Genomic DNA, 19,179 nt, shown 5'->3' on the forward strand with positions numbered 1-19,179 from the left:
TATATGCGGACTCTTTCTTTTTACAATTTCCGATAAATTCGTTCCTTTGAATCAAAGTCCTCATAATCTTCCGAAAAGGATGATGTATGAAGTGTTTCCTTGCTGCCAACCGCAAGGAAGCCGTCTTTACAAAGACTGTCATAAAACAACTGATTAACATAAGTCTGTAATTCACCGGTAAAGTAAATCATCACATTCCGACACATGATGATATGAAACTCATTGAACGAACCATCAGTGACTAAATTATGCTGGAAAAACACAATGTTTTTAAGGAGATTCGAATCAAGATAAGCATTTTGATAATCGGTTGTATAATACTCCGAAAATTCCTGGTTACCTCCAGCTTGCAAATAGTTTTTCGTATAAGACTGCATTCTATTTAAAGGTAAAATCCCTTTTTCCGCATGATGGAGCACTTCATCATTCATATCAGTGGCATAAATCCTCGCCTTATCATAAAGTCCTTCTTCCTTGAGGATGATCGCCATGGAAAAGGCTTCTTCACCGGTCGAACAACCTGCATGCCAAATCCTGATTTCAGGAAGTTTTTTCAGGAGCGGTACAATATTTAAACGAAAGGCTTTGAAGAACTCCGGATCTCGAAACATCTCAGTGACATTTATTGAAAAATCTTTCAAAAGCTTCTCAACATACCCCTTTTCATATAAAACCATTTCTATCATTCCGCTAATCCTGCGAATATGGTCCAGTCTCATTCTATTTTCAACTCTTCTTTTTATTGAAGAACGCATATATTTGCGAAAGTCAAAGCCAGATACGGAATAAATGGCCTCTAACAATAATTCGAGTTCTAAATCTTCTCTTTCTTCAATCGTTAAAGTATCCTTCATGCAAAACCTTCCTTAACCATACTATAATCAATTAGTCAGCCATACTCTTAGGACGGATAGTAGCTGATCCAATTTTAATGGTTTGCTGACATAATCGGAAGCGCCGGCCTTCAGGCATTTTTCCCTATCGCCTTTCATCGCTTTCGCAGTTAGCGCGATGATTGGAAGATCCTCGAACTTACTTTGCTCGCGAATTCTGGTCATCGTTTCGTAACCGTCCATGCCCGGCATCATGATATCCATCAAAATAACATCTATATCATTTCCTTTTTCAAGGAGTTCCAAACATTCGTAGCCGTTTTCAGCTGTAAGGATTTCCATCCCCTCATGCTTCAGCGCATTTTTCAGAGCAAATATATTACGGTGATCATCATCGACGACCAGTACTGTTTTATTGCAGAATGGTTTGGCCTTATCCCGATCTTCTTCATCCATTATAACTACATCCGGTTCACCCTGACCGCCAAAAGGCGCAGCAGAATCATCGTGGTTAGCTGCTGCCACTTCCGGAGAAGCAGCTGTTGCTTCGCCGACATTTTTGAAGCCCTCTGGCATGCTTGGAATAAAGAAAGTAAAGGTACTGCCTTGTCCTTCTTCACTGTCTACAATGACCCAGCCTCCCAGAAGTTTGGCAAATTCCCGGCAAATCGATAGCCCTAATCCTGTACCGCCGTATTTTCTCATTGTAGCTCCGTCACCTTGCTGGAACGCTTCAAAGATAAGTTTTTGCTTCTCTTTTGAAATTCCGATGCCCGTATCCGTCACCTTAATTTCAACCCAATTGCTAGCTCCTTTTGTCTGTATCCATTGTGCTACATTTTCTTCATCAGCTTTTTGGATTTGGACAGACACAGAACCTTTTTCCGTGAATTTAAATGCATTGGATAATAGGTTTTTCAAAATTTGCTGGAAGCGCTGTTCATCCGTAAAGAAAATATCCGGAACGTTTTTACCCTTTTCTATTATAAAGTCAATGTTCTTTTTCTTCGCTACATGATCGAAGTTACGGTGCAATAACTCAGGAAGTTCACTCAAATTCATTTCGTCAAAGACAACTTCAAGCTTTCCGACTTCAACTTTTGATAAATCCAAAATGTCATTGATCAACGTTAATAAGTCTTGGCCTGATGAATTAATGACACGAGCGAATTCCTGTTGCTCTTCATTTAATTTACTATCATTCGGATCTGAAAGCATTTCTGATAAAATCAGAATACTATTGAGCGGTGTCCGCAATTCATGGGACATATTTGCCATGAACTCGGATTTATATTTTGAACTTAACTTTAATTCTTCCGCTTGTTTTTCAAGATTTAGTTTAGCGACTTGAAGTTCTTTCGATTTTTCTTCAGTTTCACGATTTCGCTCTTCTAATTGTTCATTGATCATTCGCAACTCTTCAGCCTGTGTTTGCAGTTCCTCTGATTGGGCTTGCATTTCCTCTGACTGTGATTGCAATTCTTCCGATTGAGCCTGCAACTCTTCGGTCTGTGCCTGTGATTCTTTCAATAAACGCTCTATTTCCATCCGGCCCTCTACACTATTTATCGTGATGCCCAGAGTATCAAGAACTTGGTTCAAGAAATGTTTTTGCAGCTTCGTAAAGGCCTCCAAACTCGCCAGTTCAATCATTGCGATCACTTCATCCTCATAAACGACTGGTGCAATGACAATGCTTTTCGGGTTGACTCCCCCCAATCCTGTCGTAACCAATTGAAAATCCTCAGGGATATCGTCAATGACTTTAGATTTCTTTTCAAGGGCGCATTGACCGATCAAACCTTCGCCAAGACGAAATTCACGTCTGCCCGAATCTTTGCCATCTCCTGCAAAGCTGGCAAGCTTCACAAAACGCATATCCACACCCTCACCCCGTTTAACGTAAAAAGCTCCAATTGAAGCTCCCATCATCGGTGCAAGTCTTGTAATGAACCGGTCGGCCAGAACTTCCACATCAACTATCCGCTGATACATGGTAGCTATATCCGCAACACGTGTCTGGATCCAGTTCTGTTCACTGATCTTTTCTGTGAAATCTTTCTCTTTTTGGTTATAAGCTTCAAGCGATTCCGCCATATCATTGAACGATCTCGCTATATCACCAATTTCATCAGTAGTCCGAACCGGAATCCTTGGTATGACCGATAAATTTTTAAAATCGATATTTTTGATGACCTTCGTAATCGATTGCAGATCTTTCGATGTACTGCGAATCATCCAAACAACCGTTACGGAAATAACCAAAATGCTGAGAATAACAGCGAAAATTACAAAACTGATCATATCTTCATAGGCTTGTTTCGAATTACTTAATGTATCTTTCATGACACCTTCTTGAAAATCCTTAAAGTCATCCATCGTACTGATGACTTTCGTGCGTTTTTCCCTCTGGTCGTCCATCAGGCTTGCTAGATTATCCGAAGAGTTTCCCGATTTTACCCTTTGGATGATCTCAGCCTCTGTTATGGAATATGATGCATATTGGGTCTCGAACTCTTTCAATAATTGCTTTGCTTTCGCCTTATTTAACGAACCTGATAACTTAGCAATTTTTGATTCAATCAAACTATGATTCTCATTGATGATTTCGAGGCTCTCTTCTCTTTCTTCTTTGTTTGAGTCATTAGCTGCAAACAGGATCTCACGGTCTGACCTAGAAAACAGCTGACGGATTTCCATCGAAGCTTGAACTTTTTCATAGCGATTTTCAACTATTTCAGTCATGCTGCTCTTTAAACTGCTAAGCGTAAACATCATGAAAGAAAGTAAAATAGCCAAGAAAAGCAAGATCAAACCAAATCCCAACATTTGCTTCTTCTTAAAACCCATTTTCCCGCCCACCTTCAATACTTATTTATACTTGCCTGAAATAAACGGAATTGCAAAATATGACTTAATAGAGAATTCCCTTTATATTCCTTGAAATTTAAAATGATATATAGATTCGTTGCTTAATGTCAATTTTAACATTTTCCAAACTAAAATAGTTACCTACAGTGTTATTTAAAATGAATTCCTTTTCCAATTAAGCAATAGTCTGCCTAAACCATTGTTATAAACAACCATTTGAATTGTTTGCACTTGAGAACATTAATAAAAGCCGAAAGTTTTCACCTTCGGCTCTTATAGTGATCCTTTATTTAACCTTCTTCACTTCAACATATAAAACATGGTGGCCGTCCATTTCCTTTACAGTAAATTCATATCCGGCGTATTCAATCTTATCCCCGACAGCAATCTCAAATCTGCCTGTCAGGAACCAGCCTCCCAATGTATCGATATCTTCTTCCGGCAAATCGATCGCAAGGGTATCATTGACATCCTCAACCAATGTTTTAGCGTCGAATACATAATGACCTTCATCAATTTTTTGAATGAGCGGACGTTCATCCTGGTCGAATTCATCACGGATTTCCCCAACGATTTCTTCAAGAATGTCTTCGACCGTAACAAGACCGGCAGTTCCGCCATATTCATCAGTCAAAACAGCCATATGAATCCGTTCTTTCTGCATTTTCAGCAGCAGATCATGAATGGCGATCGTTTCAAGAACACGGATGATGGGTGTTACAAAAGAATCCACCGTCAAAGCTGTTACATTATCTTCTGTAATCGTCGCTGTATAAAGTCGCTTGATATTGACCATTCCCACGACATTATCTTTATCGCCGTCTATGACCGGATACCTTGTATATTGCTCTTGTTGAATCAGTTCAACAACTTCCAATAATGGCATGCCCTTTTCGATAACGGTCATTTCCGTACGTGGAACCATGATTTCATTGGCAATACGCTCATCAAATTCAAATATTTGATTTACATATTTGTATTCCGATTGGTTAATCTCACCGCTTTTATAGCTTTCCGATAAAATGATGCGCAGCTCTTCTTCAGAATGGGCCATTTCGGACTCAGATGCAGGCTTTAATCCGAATATACCCGTCAGGAGACGCGCAGAACCATTAAGTAACCAGATGAAGGGGTACAAAATGCGGTAAAAGAGAATTAACGGCTTTGCAAAAAGTAAGGTTACCTCTTCTGCCTTTTGAATAGCAACCGTTTTCGGTGCCAGCTCGCCGACTACAACATGAAGGAATGTTACAGAACCAAACGCGATCAGGAACGAGATGATGTGACTTACGGATTCCTCTAATCCCCATTTAGTGAATACTGGTTTTAAGATCGCCTCGACCGTCGGTTCACCCAACACCCCTAAACCTAAGGCGGTTACTGTAATCCCCAATTGACAGGCAGATAAGTACTCATCGATATGTGATGTCACTTTCTTGGCCGCGAGGGCATTTCTATGCCCTTCTTCAATCAATTGATTGATTCGGGAACTTCTGACTTTCACGATTGCAAATTCCGATGCAACGAAAAATGCTGTTAATGCTATTAATACAGCTACTGCTAATAATTTTATAAAAATCTCCAATATGTGCGGGTTTTCCATATAGTGCCTATCCTTCGGATTAGACATGTACGGCTTAGTCCCAAGCACCTCCTGTATAAATGGTTATTTTCGTTTCAAAAAGCGATTTTCGCTCTGTAACATGAACCACAACCATTTAGCCTATACCGTTAATATGCACCTTTGTGCATAAAACTATAGAGATAAATTTTAATCATACCAGCAACACTAGTAATGATTGGATCAAGGCCATGCTTTCACGGGATATCTGTTTTTTTAGAAGCAGTTCACTTTTTCCGTCCTTTTCAATCAAGCTGATGAATTCCTGAAGTTCATCGTTCAGGCCATCCATTTTATTCTTGAGCTGAAGACCTTTTTCCTCAATTGCTGATGATGCGGCTTCCTTGTCCTTTTTAAGTTTTTCTTTAATATCTTCCAATGAAAGGTTTTCTCTTTTGTATCCCTCGATACGGCGAAGCCTTTCAAGTTCACCAAATGAATAATAGCGGTAATTAGAGGCGGAACGTTCTGCTTTTAGCAAGCCTAGGTTCGTATAATAATCTACGGTTCGTTTCGTAACGTTAGCCATTTCCGCCAACTCGCCAATTTTTAAAGTCTCGTTCCCAACATAACCCCTCCTAACCGTCACGTGATGGTTTGACAAAATGGAAGTATGTCTTTTCCTCCATGACGTTTTATTCTATTCCATAATCGTACATTATTTTAATTGAAATGAAAAATATTTATTATCCTCTTTACCCTTCATTGAAAAAACAAAAACCGATTAATTGAATAATCGGCTTAATATATGATCTAATCAACAGGATTTTATTTTTTTGTTTTAACCGAGAATTGACTGCTCAATATCTTAGGACCGCATTGGCATAGGGAAGAATGCTTTAACTTTTTTATTGGTGTTCCGCATGTTTCACAAACTTTTGCTACCATTTATACTGTCCTCCTCATTTTATTGTTATATATATATTCTACTACTTCTATAATAATAGTCAATACTAAATTAAAATTATTATAAATAAGGAGTTTTTTATTTTGTTTTATTAGCTTTTCACATCATAAGTGATTAAAATAAAGATAATATATAAAACAAAACTTATCAGGAAGGTTGGTATTAGTATGACGAGTGAGATTCGCTCCATCCCCCGTCCCTTAGTACGAACGAATCAATGGTTCATTTTTTTAAGCGTAGCCACTGCCTTACTAACGGGACAAAATTGGATATTGGCTATTCCTTTAACAGCAGGACTTTTAGGTCTTCTCTTTAATTTCAATCCAGTGATGCGTCTCGCTAAGCTCTTTCTCAAAAAGAAAAACTCCGATTATATTCCTGAAGATCATTCACAGCAACAATTCAACCAGGCCATTGCAGTCGTTTGCTTAGGAATTGGATTCACCTCTTTTTTGCTGGGTTGGAATGTTACCGGTTATGTATTCACCTTGATGGTCGGAATGGCTTCTCTCATAGCCATTCTTGGATTTTGCATCGGCTGCTTTATCCTTTATCAATGGAAGCAATATTCCTATCGCCGATCTATTCGCTAAAACTGCACATAAAAGGGACTGACATGCATCAGTCCCTTTTTATTATTCGGTTGCACGTAAGGAATTACTCTTTTTGACCCAAACAGTGGCCAATGCAATCAGCAAAATTAATACAGCTTGCGGAACCAGCGTTTCCATTGTTGGATAAAGACCTATCGTTTCTACAAACGGGAAGGAGCTGATCGTATTTGTCTGTATCACTTGCGAAACCTGAAGTGAATGGATGGATACCCCAAGAATCTTGAATGCCAAGGCATATATGAGAATCGTTGCCACTTTAAAGAATAGGGTCATCGGTAATTTCACACTGTACCGCAGCATGACGAAACCGAATACCACTAATATGAGGAATGCAAGGAAAATCCCGCTCAGCAGCTGCTTTATTTCCATATAAGGAGCCATTCCAGCATAAAAGATAATGGTCTCGGCACCTTCACGGAATATGGATAGAAAACTGATTAAAGCGAAAGAAATGATGCTTCCCGTTGCAATGGCATGGTTCATTTGCTTGTCGATATACCGGTTCCATGCATGGACATTCGATTTACTATGAAGCCAAAGGCCAATTGTCAACATCATCAATACAGCTATTATCCCAGTAATTCCCTCAATATATTCCCGGCTTGACGCAGCCGTGATTTCAGAGAAAACGATATTGATTATGACCGCCAATATGGAACTGGCAACTAAACCCGCACAAACCCCTGTCCAAATCCATCTTTGTTTGTCCGCTTGCCCGATTTTCTTTAAGAAAGACAATAAGGTAGCTACAATCAAGAGTGCTTCCAACCCTTCGCGTAAAAGGATCAAAGCAGCATCCCACGTTGTATAACCCGTATCTTCAATTAAGGGGAGTAACCTTGTGTTTAAATCGGATACGATCCCCTTCGCCTCTTCCGCCTTTACCTTTTTCGATTGCAATAGGCTGATAGCGGTAGGGACTTTCGTTTCCATATCGCTGTAAAGCTGGCTGTCCCTTGTGGAGACCTCACCTTCGACATTAGGCCAAATTGTTAAAATTTCATTTAGCTGATCAACAGCAGAATCGATGTCATCCTTTTCAATATCCGTTGCACTGCCTTGTAAGAGTTGCGTTACGTCCGCAAGTGAATGGGTATTCTTCTGACTTCCTCCTTCCACTTTACCAACCAGGAAATCCTCGATTAGACCCTTCAATTCAGTTAGATTTTTTATTGCTTTTTCGGAATCAGGGGGATCTTGGGTAATCGCTATCCGTGTAAATGCCATTTTCGTTTCAAATTCACCATAGGCAGCAACACTTTTCTCTCTGACAATGACCTCAGCGTCGGTCCATTGATTCAGGAGGTCGGTATATAGAGCTTTGGATTGTTCAAAGTCACCTTCGGTTATGGAAGCGTCCAACTCACCTATTAAAGGAAGTATTGCTTCTAACCGTTCTTTATATTCCGTCTTATCAACAGGATTTTCCTTGGTATCATAAATAACAAGAGTACTTGATAATGCCGATAATCGCTTTTTGATTTCATCTGTGGAGGATTGGTCCCTCACCGCACTTTTTACCGAGGAAAGCCTCTCATCGACTTTCCTCGCACTCTCGCCGTCCGTTTTTATCGCTTTCCAATCTTTCTCGAATTGATCGATATTTTTCGATACTTCCTCAAGGTCTCCGGATTTTACCTTCATTAGACTATCGCCAATATAAACAAAAAGCTGATCATGGTTTTCACCCGCCGAAACCACCCTAATATCAGTCGAAAGAAATAAAAGGCTCAGTATTAAAACCAATATCCCAGTCTTCCATCTAGAAACGGTCATACTGTTCCCTCCTTATTCATGAACTAAAATCGCCAACCGGATAATATCCATGCTGGCGATTTACACGTCCTCATTTGAAATTACATTTATCCAAAAAGGGAATCCCCAATATAGCCACCCTTTTTCACACCTGGTAAACAAGCGAACATGGCACTGCCCCTGTGAACGATATATTCGTTGAGCTTATCATTTTTCGCTAGTCGCTCTTGTATTGGTATGAATTGTTCACTTGGCTTTCGCTGAAAACAAATGAATAACAAGCCGGCATTGAAGCTCCCTGTTTTAGGGTCCATTCCATCAGCATAAGAATAAGGACGCCGCAATATCTTTGCTTTTCCGTCCCCCCTGGAGAGACTCATATGTGAATCTTCAGGAATGATCCGGTTTCCAGTAGGATCTTTAGCTTCTAGATCCACGGTATCGAACTCATTCTTCATCCCTAGTGGAGCTCCACTGTCGCGATGACGGCCAAACGTATTTTCTTGTTCTTTCAATATTGTCCGGTCCCAAACCTCAATGTACATCTGGATTCGGCGCACAACCATATAACTGCCTCCAACCAGCCATCCAGGACCATCCTCTGCCTTCACCCAAACATGCTCATTCATTTCCTTGTTATTATTCGTATCCGGATTGACCGTTCCATCTTTAAATCCGAACAGATTTCGTGGAGTCGTTTTTTGTGAATCGGCTTGCTTGGTCCGTTGAAAACCTGTTTGTGCCCAATGAATGATCGCTTTCCCTCTTCCGATCCTCACTAAGTTCCGGACGGCATGAAAAGCCACTTGAAGATCATCTGCACATGCTTGAATACAAATATCCCCACCACTCCATTCATCCTCTAACGCATCTAAGGGGAATTTTGGCAGGTCTTTTAATTCAGCAGGTCTTTTCGATTTCAAACCAAATCGATCTTTGCCATCCTTCGAAAACAGGGTCGAACCCACTCCAAAAGTGATCGTTAAATTGGAAGGTGATAATTCTTTTACCTCCCCCGTATCCTTTGGGGGCATATTAGTATTAAGTGATGCTTCACCAATCAATTTTCCCGCTGTCATCTGAGCAGCAGCCTCTGTCCAATCCTTAAATAACTGGATTAAGTCGGACCTTTGATCTGTGGTTACTTCCAATGATGCGAAGTAAAGGTTATCTTGCACTTCAGTGGTTATACCGGATTGATGCTCTCCATAAAAAGGAACAATATCCTTAGTTTGTCCCTTTGCCCTTTGTTCAGAAAGTGTCAGCAAACCGCCAAATCCAGATGCTCCTATCACGACTCCGATTCCACCGACTCCTGCCGTTTTCAACATATTTCGACGACTCACTTTTTTTGTGAAAAGTCCGGTTTCATCCTTCGGCGTATGTTCTTTCAATTAAGATTCCTCCGTTACAATCCCAATTTGCGAAAGTGGTTCAGCTAATGCATCTATTGCTTGACTTAACTCTTTGACTTCAGATTCCTTTAAATCCGTATATGAGATGTAGCCATTCCCATCCTTATGCTTTTCAAGCAAGCCGTATACATCGTCAAAACGTTGTTGGATTTCCGCGGCAAGCTTCGCATCCTTTTCTTTGAGGGCTGGAGTAAGCAGTTCATAGATCTTCTCTGCACCTTCAACATTTGCGACGAAATCATATAAATCGGTATGGGAGTATCGGTCCTCTTCTCCTGTCACTTTGCTCGTGGAAACTTCATTCAATAAATCCACCGCACCCGTGATCAACAAATCGGTTGTTACCTCAACCGTTTCAACTTTGGCTCGAAGCAATTTGACATCACTCATTAATTGATCTGCATACTTTTCGTATCCCTTCGTTGTATTTTCTTGCCATAACCCCATTTCAATCCGATGATATCCGCCCCATTCCTCATCTTTGACATCCCCTTCACGTGCATCGATTTTGGGATCAAGATCCCCAAATACTTCAGCAATGGGTTCCGCTCTCTCATAATGCATGCGGGCAGGTGCGTATAATTCCTTCGCCTTTTCAATATCACCGGCAGATACGGCCGCAGTGAATTCTTCCGTTGCGTTTACGAACTCTTCTATTTCACCAATGGCATATTCACGGTACTCACTAGATACATCATCAAGCCTACTCGCACTTGCCTCTTTGGAATTATCATCTGCTGCCGGTTCAGTTCCTTCCTTTTCCTGCGCACAGCCAAATAATAGGCTGGTTGATAGTAAGACTGCTAATGACGCCTTTGTTTTCTTCATATGATATTCTCCCTTTGATATGATTTATAGATTCATATTAGCAGATAATGAAAATCATTATCAATATATATTTGGGAAGTGAATTATTCATTCTCTTTAAATAAAATCAACTCTATCCCTTTTGCTTTCGTAGGATAAGTAGCTGCCTGCTGGCTAAAAATAAAAAAGGCAGCCTACATATCAGCTACCTTTCACGCTCACTCATTAACTTGTCATTTTCTTTGTCCATGATTTTTGTGATATCCTCAACAAATTGGTTGATCAATATTAATTCTTGCTCATTATAAGCGGAGCATAAATCTTTTGTGGCCCCGGAGAGCGATTGATAGTGCAATTTAATCTGTTCCTGTCTTTCCGGTATCGGCACAATCATTACCCTTCTTCCGTCCAATTGATCTCGTTCTCGTTTAACATAACCGGATTTCTCAAGGCGATTGATCAGTGCAGTCACCGAGCCCGTGCTCAATCCTGTAATTTTGGATAATTCGCCAGCGGTTATCGGTCCTGTTTCATTCAATATTTCAGCACTCTTTAAGTCCGTATGGGAAACTCCAATTTTCTGGGCCATATTTTGTTGAAATAAAACGGATCTCATTCCATACCGCTGCAATCTGTGTGTTAAACTCTCTAACTGATCTGCACTCACCCTATTATCGCTTGACATAATATGCCACCCCTTTTACACTTGAATTTATCTTGATTTTCAAGATAAATATTTTGTTTAATCTTAACGTTTACCCTTCAACCATGTAAAGGAATTTCATTGACTGGTTGAGACGAAGGAGGAAAATAAAATGAACGTTCAAAAAAAACAAAAATTCATTGTTGCCGGCTTACTGCTGGGTATCTTGATGTCAGCAATGGATAATACGATTGTTGCAACTGCAATGGGAACGATCGTTTCTGATTTAGGCGGATTTGATAAGTTTGTGTGGGTGACATCTGCCTATATGGTCGCCACGATGGCAAGTATGCCTATATTCGGGAAGCTTTCCGACATGTATGGAAGAAAGAGGTTTTTTATTTTTGGACTTATAGTCTTTTTAATCGGTTCCGCATTATGCGGTATGGCTCAGAGCATAGTGCAGTTAAGTATCTTCCGTGCAATTCAAGGGATAGGCGGAGGCGCTTTGATGCCTATAGCCTTTACGATTATTTTTGATATTTTCCCACCTGAAAAACGCGGAAAATTAACTGGACTTTTCGGCGCTGTATTTGGGGCCTCAAGCGTATTGGGACCACTTTTAGGTGCTTATATTACTGAATACTCCAGCTGGCACTGGATTTTCTACGTCAATGTTCCGATTGGGATCATTTCTTTATTTTTCATCTGGAATTATTACAAGGAGTCACCCAACACCCAAGAGCAAAAAATTGATTGGGGTGGCGCAGCAACTCTCGTCATTGCCGTTATCAGCTTAATGTTCGCTCTCGAACTGGGCGGCGAGTATGGCTGGAGTTCCTCTCCTATCATAGGACTGTTTGCCAGTTTTGTCGTTTTCTTCGTTTCATTTTTCTTTTTCGAAAAAAGAGCAAAAGATCCAATCATTTCATTATGGCTCTTTAAAAGGCGATTATTTGCCACTTCTCAGATCTTAGCCATTCTTTATGGCGGTACATTCATTATTTTAACCGTCTATATCCCGATTTTCGTGCAGGCAGTTTACGGTGGTTCCGCAACAAATGCCGGATTGATCCTCACTCCCATGATGCTTGGTTCTGTATTCGGCAGTGCAGTTGGCGGGATATTCAATACAAAGACGAGCTTTCGCAACTTAATGACGATTTCCGTCATCTGTTATTTTGCGGGAATGCTTCTATTAGGGACCATCACCCCTGATACCAGCAGGACTTTATTAACTTTGTATATGATTCTGACTGGATTTGGCATGGGCTTTTCCTTCTCCCTTTTGCCTATTGCATCCATTCACAACTTGGAACCTAAATTCCGGGGGTCGGCCAATTCAACAAACTCATTCCTCCGTTCTTTTGGGATGACACTTGGTGTAACGATTTATGGAGCGATTCAAACCAATGTATTCACAAGTAAAATGACTGACGCATTTAAAGGGATGCAAGGAAGTCCGGATACAGCCGGATTGCTGGAGGACCCACGTCAGCTCTTCCAATCGGAAGCACGTGCGGAGATTCCGGACTTTATCCTGGATAAAATCGTTCATGCGATGTCCGATTCGATTTCATTAATATTCACCTTGGCTCTCATCCCAATCGGCCTTGCAGCAATCACTGTGTTCTTCATGGGAAAAACAAGAGTGGAAACACCTTCAAAAAGGGAATCATTGCAATAAACAAAAAGCGCTGCACTTCCAGCGCTTTCTGTTTTTTCATCTCCCTTCTATGAAAGGATGTGAAGGTGAAGATTGCCAAGAAATCATTCCACTACTAAAATATAAGTAACACATTCACATACCGAGGTGAGAAGTTTGAAGATCGTATGTTTTGGAGACAGCTTAACCAGAGGCATTTCTTATGTTAGGGGGCGCCTTCGCATCATTAAAGAAAATTATCCAAACTCTTTATCAAAGCTAACAGAATCTTTGCCATTCGTGGAAGTTTTGAATAAAGGGGTTTTCAATGACAACTCCGACTTGTTGGTTAGCCGGATCGAGAAAGACGTCATGTCGGAAAATCCCGATATCGTATTAATAGAGGTCGGTGGAAACGACTGTAACTTCCATTGGGACGAAGTGGCCAAGAATCCAGAAGGTGACCATACGCCCATCGTTCCAATCGAACGCTACCTGGTAAATATCACACAACTTGTCAAGCAGGTACAGGACAAGCATGTAACACCTTTCCTTTTAACTCTCCCGCCACTTGATCCTGCCAGATATTACAGATCTATCGCTGATAAGTTCGGTCATTCGATCGGGCATTTCGTTTCCCATGTCGGCGGTATTGAACATTGGCATGGGATGTATAACCGCCAATTGAAAAACCTTGCATCGGAACTAAAGGTGCCTTTGATCGATGTACGTTCCTATATTAAGTCCTCCGGCGACTTGGATCGTTTGATTAGCGATGATGGCATCCACCTCACTTCAGAAGGGTACCAGCAAATGGGCCTGGCCATATTCAATGATTTGCGGAAGTATATGGAAGAGGATATGCTTCCGCAGCCATAAAACAATAAAAAGGCAAAGCATGGCGCTTTGCCTTTTCTTTCCTTACAGACTTTTCACTTCCACGTTTTCCGGAAGCTTGAAAGGGTTTTCGGTGTTGATCCGGTCATAAAACATCATCCCGTTTAAATGATCTAACTCATGTTGAAACACGATTGCGGCAAAGCCCTTCAGCCGCATCACTATTTCCTCACCATTACCATCCATCGCTTTAATTTTAACCCGTTCATAACGCGGTACATATCCTTTGATATCACGGTCGACAGAAAGGCAGCCTTCACTTTGCGGCAAATAGATCATTGTGGCCGAATGACTGATGATTTTCGGATTCACAAGAGCATATTCAAACAGCTTCCCCTTTTCATCGGGAAAATACATGGCGAACATGCGTTTATTCAAGCCTATCTGATTGGCAGACAACCCCACTCCTTCACGTAGATTGAACTTCTTTTGGAGTTTTGGGTCCTGGCTATTTTTCAGGTATTGCATCATGCATTCCAACGTTTCACGATCTTCATCTGAAATCGGCAGGCTCACTTCATCCGTTACCTGACGCAGAATGGGATCCCCTTCTCTAACGATATCCTTCATCGTAATCATATAGTCTTTTATAAATTTACTCATAGAACTCACACTCTTCTACCATTTTATTTTTTCATGACTCGGACCATTTCACTTTAGCATTTCACATTTAAAAAGTCTAATGTGCTGGTTAGATTAAATATTTCTAAAATTCAGACTCTTCAAACTACCATAAATAATTTTTGTCTTTAACATTATTTACCTATAATTTAAGGTATAAAGACCTATAGATTACATGTTTAAAAATTTTATACTGAATATATATTCTTAAAGGAGATGAAAAATTGAACTCGAACTCTAAATTAGTTTCGAAATTGCTGCCGTTCCTGACGGCTCTCATTGTGATAATTGCTGGAATCAGTTGGTATGTTGTTGCTCAGTCAAAGGATATGGTCATTCCTTTTTCTTTGGTGGAAAAGACGATTAAAGCCCAAGATGGAGCCCTTGTCACCATTGAGGAAAAAAGAAATGGCACTCTTCACATCTCCACACCAGATGGAGAATACGTTTCCAGTATTCCCCCCAACAGTCAAATGATCAATAAACTTGTCGAAACTTATAACGTTCAATATTCTTTTTCATCAACTAATAAATCAGCATTATGGATTTTAGGCGGATTAATGGCGGCTCTCGTCACAACCGCTATCATTATACAAAAAAAATCAAAGGGCGGATTGCGGATCGGCAGTAAAAAGCAAAGCCTTTCCACCCCAAAGCCACTGCCAGAGATAACTTTGGATGATGTAGGCGGTTTGCAATCCGAAATCAAACAGGAAATCCTGCAGACACTCACTACACTAAAGGAACCTGAACGTTCAGCTAAAATTGGAATTAAGCCGCCTCAAGGCATTTTATTATACGGCCCCCCTGGAACGGGGAAAACGCTGCTTGCACAGGCCATCGCAAAAGAGCTTGGTGCAAACTTCTTCTCTACGAGCGGTTCAGCCTTCAACGAAATGTTTGTTGGGGTCGGTGCAGCCCGTGTCCGCAGCCTTTTCCAAAATGCACGTAAGCAATCGCCAGCTGTCATTTTCATTGATGAAGTGGACGCGTTGGCTGGTAAAAGGAAAGCTCACGGCGGGGAAGAAGGCGAAAAAACGTTAACTGAACTGCTTGTGCAATTGGATGGAGGCCATCCAAATGAAGGCATTTTATTCATTGCAGCGACCAACCGGAAAGATATGCTCGATGAGGCATTTCTGCGTCCGGGCAGGATCGACTTTTCTTTCCAAGTTCCACTTCCAGATACACAAGGAAGAAAGGAAATCATCGATATCCATACGAGGGGAAAGCGTCTGGCTACAGATGTCCTTGCTTCCCTGGATGAATTGGCTGAAAGTACTTCCGGTTTCTCCGGTGCTGACTTAAGCTCCCTGTTCGATACTGCCTCACGTCATGCCCTGAGGAATGAACAGGATATGATTCGTAAACAGGATCTTGATTACGCCATTGACCGTACGATACTTGGAGCGACATCACGCACTTTGAATGATGTGGATACGAAGCGGCGCGTGGCCATCCACGAAAGTGGACATGCCCTGATTGCAGCTTTGACAAAGCCCGGTTCCGTTCGAAAGGCGACCATCATTCCTCGTGGGGAAGCCCTTGGATATGTCGCACCAATACCAAAAGAACTCCATCTGGCAACAGCCAGTGAATTGCTTGATCAAGTCAAAATGATCTTAGCAGGTGGCGTGGCGGAAAGAATGTATTTAGGAGAACATAGCATAGGTGTAGGCGGAGATGTACAACAGGCGAAACATCTACTTGAACAAATGGTCGATACCGGAATGCTTCAAGATGGATTTACCCTCACCTTTAATAAAGGTGAGAAGGAGCAAAAGATGCAAGCATTATTCACGAAAGCGATTCAGGAAACGGAAATGTTGATTGACTCGAATCGCTTTCAGTATGAAGAGCTCGTTGAAGAGTTATTGAAAAAAGAGACACTCGAGGGATCAGTGATTCAGCGTATCGTCGATGCATCAGAAATAACCGGCATATGCTCGAAAGCTTGATATTCTTTTCCGATGAGTCTTAAGACCTAATATAATATGTAGAGCCTGTTTTCAATCGAACAGGCTCTTTTTTGATCATACATGAAAGCAAGCCGCAAAGTGGAATGGAAAGCAGGGAAATTAACCAGATGGGAATTCCTCAACCTCTTTCAACGCGGTATGTTCCTTTACGGTTTTTCCTGCCCCTGGTGCTGCAATCCAAAGAGCAATATTTGCTATTTGCCTTTCTTGGTTTGTACTTCTTCCCGCATTGTCCACATTTCTTTAATTCATATTTTATGTAGGCTGTCCCTTTACAGGTCTGGGAACAGTATTTAGCATTTTCATTATAACTTTTAAACCCACGACCACATATCTGGCAAACGAAATTGGGCATTATATATCCTCCATATTATGCTAACTTACATTAGCCTTCTATCAATCTATCTTTTTGTACTGTTGTTGGAACCCCCCATTAAAAGAACTCCTGGAACTATTGTATTTATCCTGAATGAAACTTATCGCTACTGCTGCAATTAAGGCTGGAATGGCAAAACTGATGAAATTCATATAAATGGGCAACTTTAACTCTATTAATACTCCGCCAATCGAAGGTCCCAGAATGGCACCGAACCTACCGATTCCAAGTGCCCAGCCAAGGGCTGTGGATTTAATATAAGTTGGATAGAAAGTTGAAATATATGCATTGTTTAAATTTTGCGATCCTATGGATGCCGCACCTGCTACCGCAACCAAGAAATATAAAACGATTGATCCCGGTTTAAAACCAAGTAAAATTAAACAAATGGCGCCAAACGTAAATAAACTGATGAGAACTCTTTTCGATCCAATCCGATCGGCTAACCATCCTCCACATATCGACCCAATTATCGCCCCGATATTCAAGGAAAAAAGGAATAGCAAGCTGGACTTTAGTGGATAACCTGCTTCAACCATCAATTGAGGCAGCCATGTTCCCAATCCATAAACCATTAATAATCCCATGAAACAGGCAATCCAGAACATGATGGTAGTTCTTCCGCGCCGGTTTTCAAATAGCTTGACTACAGGAACGCCCGGCACTGATTTTAAATCATTTTTGAATCTATCATGTTCATGAGGGACATAGGAAGGGTCTAAGCGCTTCACTATCGCTTTAGCTTTTTTATATTCTCCATTTTCAACGTAGTAATAGAGGGACTCTGGTAAGCATTTAATTAATATGGGAATCGATAATAGCGGAATGGCACCTATGAAAAACATCCACTGCCAACCTAAATCCGGAATCACTTTCATTCCTAATAACGACACCAAAATGCCACCGATTGAATAACCGCTAAACATGACGCCCACCATTATATTTTTAATGGACTTAGGTGAATATTCCGAAGTAAGAACGACCAACAATGGAGGAATCCCGCCTAGGCCCAACCCAGCCGTAAACCGGTAAATGGCAAAGTCGGTTGGTCCTTGAGCAAAGCCAGTCATTAACGTAAAGGTGCCAAAAAGAGCGACACATGAAATGATCACTTTCTTCCTGCCCACTTTATCTGCTAAAATCCCACAAAAAAGTGAACCAATTAGGCCACCTACCAAGGTTAAACTTCCAATCAGCCCCAAAACACTTGGTGCTGTACCCCATTCTTCAACTAAACTCGGTATGACCGCTCCATAAACTACAAGATCAAAGCCATCAAAAAGAATAAGAAAAATGCACCATAGTAAAATGGAAAGATGAAAGGAGTTAAATTTACTACCTTCAATAATGTGTGCTATATTAATATTTCGCAATTTCATACCTCCCTATTCGATAGCATCCACTGCAAGGCCAAGCCGCAAAAAGCTAGTGGAAACCACCGTATTATCATTTGAATCATCTTTAAGGAACCCTCGGTCGCTCATTCAAGAATGATGTTCAGACCCTCACAAATTTGATGAAAAGTGACTGATCTGTGTTGATCCTTAAAACTTTCGGCACTCACCTGATAGGCACAAACGGCAAGCCGATACTCGCTGTCTACCATATACTGCCTACAGGTGAAGTCCGTTATTGGTACATTGCTATGTACATCAGTTAATTGAATGGATTCCATGCCTTGCCTTCTCACATTAAGGCTATGCAACGGTATGGATAACCCCTTACCTATTGCCTTGATATAGCTTTCCTTCAATGTCCATATATCATAAAAGGAAGAAAGCCCGTCCTCTGCTTCCAATACTTGCTTATACTCTTCTTCCGTAAAAAAACCTTTGGCCAGCTGTAAATCAAACGGCCCAATCTTCTCTATATCCACTCCCACTTCTGCATCATGCATTGCACAAACCACATACTCACCAGAATGGGAAATATTATAATGGAACATTGGATATTTGGATAAAAAAGGCTTCCCAAATGAATTGGTCCTCCATCCCAGTCCTTCCTTAACCGAACCGTAACGTTCTTTAAGAACAAACCGTACCATCAAATCCCCTATAAGAGAGCGGTATGCATCATCCAATTTGACGAGCCTTTTTATCCGACTTTGCCTTTCTATTGAAACATGGACAAGCAGTTTATTTAAGTCGGACTCCTCTTTCTTTACAGGTAATCTACAAATATATAATTCAACCAAT

Annotated in this window: 15 protein-coding genes; 4 read left to right on the forward strand and 11 right to left on the reverse strand. The window is 40.9% G+C overall.

Going from position 1 to position 19,179, the window contains the following annotated elements; genetic code table 11:
* Positions 1-20: 20 nt before the first annotated feature.
* The 4 genes from IOC57_RS15560 to IOC57_RS15575 form a co-directional block, all read right to left on the reverse strand.
* Positions 21-854: a CheR family methyltransferase gene (locus IOC57_RS15560; protein WP_207439579.1), complete on the reverse strand. Its 834-nt coding sequence runs from the start codon at positions 852-854 to the stop codon at positions 21-23.
* Between the two features lie 27 nt (positions 855-881).
* The gene (locus IOC57_RS15565; protein WP_207439580.1) at positions 882-3,683 is read right to left on the reverse strand and encodes a response regulator; all 2,802 of its coding nucleotides are present in this window, start codon (positions 3,681-3,683) and stop codon (positions 882-884) included.
* 307 nt (positions 3,684-3,990) lie between these two features.
* Positions 3,991-5,334 (reverse strand): hemolysin family protein, encoded by a 1,344-nt coding sequence (locus IOC57_RS15570; protein ID WP_396020834.1) that lies wholly within the window; start codon positions 5,332-5,334, stop codon positions 3,991-3,993.
* Positions 5,335-5,479: 145 nt separating this feature from the next.
* Positions 5,480-5,914 carry a MerR family transcriptional regulator gene (locus IOC57_RS15575; protein ID WP_396020839.1) on the reverse strand — a complete coding sequence of 145 codons (435 nt, stop codon included), beginning with the start codon at positions 5,912-5,914 and terminating at the stop codon, positions 5,480-5,482.
* A gap of 485 nt (positions 5,915-6,399) precedes the next feature.
* On the opposite strand from IOC57_RS15575, the gene IOC57_RS15580 reads away from it, so the two are divergent.
* Positions 6,400-6,825, forward strand: coding sequence for a DUF4395 domain-containing protein (locus IOC57_RS15580; protein ID WP_207439581.1), 426 nt, complete (start codon positions 6,400-6,402; stop codon positions 6,823-6,825).
* A 42-nt stretch (positions 6,826-6,867) separates the two neighbouring features.
* On the opposite strand, the gene IOC57_RS15585 is transcribed toward IOC57_RS15580, so the two are convergent.
* From IOC57_RS15585 to IOC57_RS15600, 4 genes are all read right to left on the reverse strand, one after another.
* The gene (locus IOC57_RS15585; RefSeq protein WP_207439582.1) at positions 6,868-8,622 is read right to left on the reverse strand and encodes an FTR1 family iron permease; all 1,755 of its coding nucleotides are present in this window, start codon (positions 8,620-8,622) and stop codon (positions 6,868-6,870) included.
* Between the two features lie 86 nt (positions 8,623-8,708).
* Positions 8,709-9,995, reverse strand: a complete 1,287-nt coding sequence (gene efeB, locus IOC57_RS15590) for an iron uptake transporter deferrochelatase/peroxidase subunit (protein WP_207439583.1) — start codon at positions 9,993-9,995, stop codon at positions 8,709-8,711.
* On the reverse strand, positions 9,996-10,844 hold the full coding sequence (gene efeO / locus IOC57_RS15595; protein WP_207439584.1) for an iron uptake system protein EfeO: 849 nt from the start codon (positions 10,842-10,844) through the stop codon (positions 9,996-9,998).
* 184 nt (positions 10,845-11,028) lie between these two features.
* Positions 11,029-11,508 carry a MarR family winged helix-turn-helix transcriptional regulator gene (locus tag IOC57_RS15600; protein ID WP_207439585.1) on the reverse strand — a complete coding sequence of 160 codons (480 nt, stop codon included), beginning with the start codon at positions 11,506-11,508 and terminating at the stop codon, positions 11,029-11,031.
* 130 nt (positions 11,509-11,638) lie between these two features.
* On the opposite strand from IOC57_RS15600, the gene IOC57_RS15605 reads away from it, so the two are divergent.
* Entirely contained in the window at positions 11,639-13,153 is a 1,515-nt protein-coding gene (locus IOC57_RS15605; RefSeq protein ID WP_207439586.1) for an MDR family MFS transporter, read from the forward strand.
* A gap of 135 nt (positions 13,154-13,288) precedes the next feature.
* Positions 13,289-13,990, forward strand: coding sequence for an SGNH/GDSL hydrolase family protein (locus tag IOC57_RS15610; RefSeq protein WP_207439587.1), 702 nt, complete (start codon positions 13,289-13,291; stop codon positions 13,988-13,990).
* 42 nt (positions 13,991-14,032) lie between these two features.
* On the opposite strand, the gene def is transcribed toward IOC57_RS15610, so the two are convergent.
* Positions 14,033-14,611 (reverse strand): peptide deformylase, encoded by a 579-nt coding sequence (def, locus tag IOC57_RS15615; RefSeq protein WP_207439588.1) that lies wholly within the window; start codon positions 14,609-14,611, stop codon positions 14,033-14,035.
* 242 nt (positions 14,612-14,853) lie between these two features.
* Between def and IOC57_RS15620 the strand changes: the two genes are divergently transcribed.
* Entirely contained in the window at positions 14,854-16,587 is a 1,734-nt protein-coding gene (locus tag IOC57_RS15620) for an AAA family ATPase (protein ID WP_207439589.1), read from the forward strand.
* A gap of 417 nt (positions 16,588-17,004) precedes the next feature.
* Here IOC57_RS15620 and IOC57_RS15625 read toward each other — a convergent pair whose 3' ends face one another.
* Both IOC57_RS15625 and IOC57_RS15630 read right to left on the reverse strand, forming a co-directional pair.
* Complete coding sequence (locus IOC57_RS15625) at positions 17,005-18,357, reverse strand: MFS transporter (protein ID WP_207439590.1); 1,353 nt, start codon at positions 18,355-18,357, stop codon at positions 17,005-17,007.
* A 107-nt stretch (positions 18,358-18,464) separates the two neighbouring features.
* Positions 18,465-19,178 (reverse strand): 4'-phosphopantetheinyl transferase family protein, encoded by a 714-nt coding sequence (locus IOC57_RS15630; RefSeq protein ID WP_207439591.1) that lies wholly within the window; start codon positions 19,176-19,178, stop codon positions 18,465-18,467.
* Between the last annotated feature and the right edge of the window lies 1 nt (position 19,179).

Origin of the sequence: Bacillus sp. SD075 (assembly GCF_017355165.1) — a bacterium.
In the GTDB taxonomy this organism is placed as follows: domain Bacteria; phylum Bacillota; class Bacilli; order Bacillales; family DSM-1321; genus Peribacillus.

What these genes read in the sequence shown, in the direction of transcription:
- efeO (WP_207439584.1), bottom strand. Translation starts at nt 10,844, where the DNA reads ATGAAGAAAACAAAGGCGTCATTAGCAGTCTTACTATCAACCAGCCTA.
- IOC57_RS15585 (WP_207439582.1), bottom strand. Translation starts at nt 8,622, where the DNA reads ATGACCGTTTCTAGATGGAAGACTGGGATATTGGTTTTAATACTGAGC.
- IOC57_RS15565 (WP_207439580.1), bottom strand. Translation starts at nt 3,683, where the DNA reads ATGGGTTTTAAGAAGAAGCAAATGTTGGGATTTGGTTTGATCTTGCTT.
- IOC57_RS15605 (WP_207439586.1), top strand. Translation starts at nt 11,639, where the DNA reads ATGAACGTTCAAAAAAAACAAAAATTCATTGTTGCCGGCTTACTGCTG.
- def (WP_207439588.1), bottom strand. Translation starts at nt 14,611, where the DNA reads ATGAGTAAATTTATAAAAGACTATATGATTACGATGAAGGATATCGTT.
- IOC57_RS15580 (WP_207439581.1), top strand. Translation starts at nt 6,400, where the DNA reads ATGACGAGTGAGATTCGCTCCATCCCCCGTCCCTTAGTACGAACGAAT.
- IOC57_RS15600 (WP_207439585.1), bottom strand. Translation starts at nt 11,508, where the DNA reads ATGTCAAGCGATAATAGGGTGAGTGCAGATCAGTTAGAGAGTTTAACA.
- IOC57_RS15560 (WP_207439579.1), bottom strand. Translation starts at nt 854, where the DNA reads ATGAAGGATACTTTAACGATTGAAGAAAGAGAAGATTTAGAACTCGAA.
- IOC57_RS15570 (WP_396020834.1), bottom strand. Translation starts at nt 5,334, where the DNA reads ATGTCTAATCCGAAGGATAGGCACTATATGGAAAACCCGCACATATTG.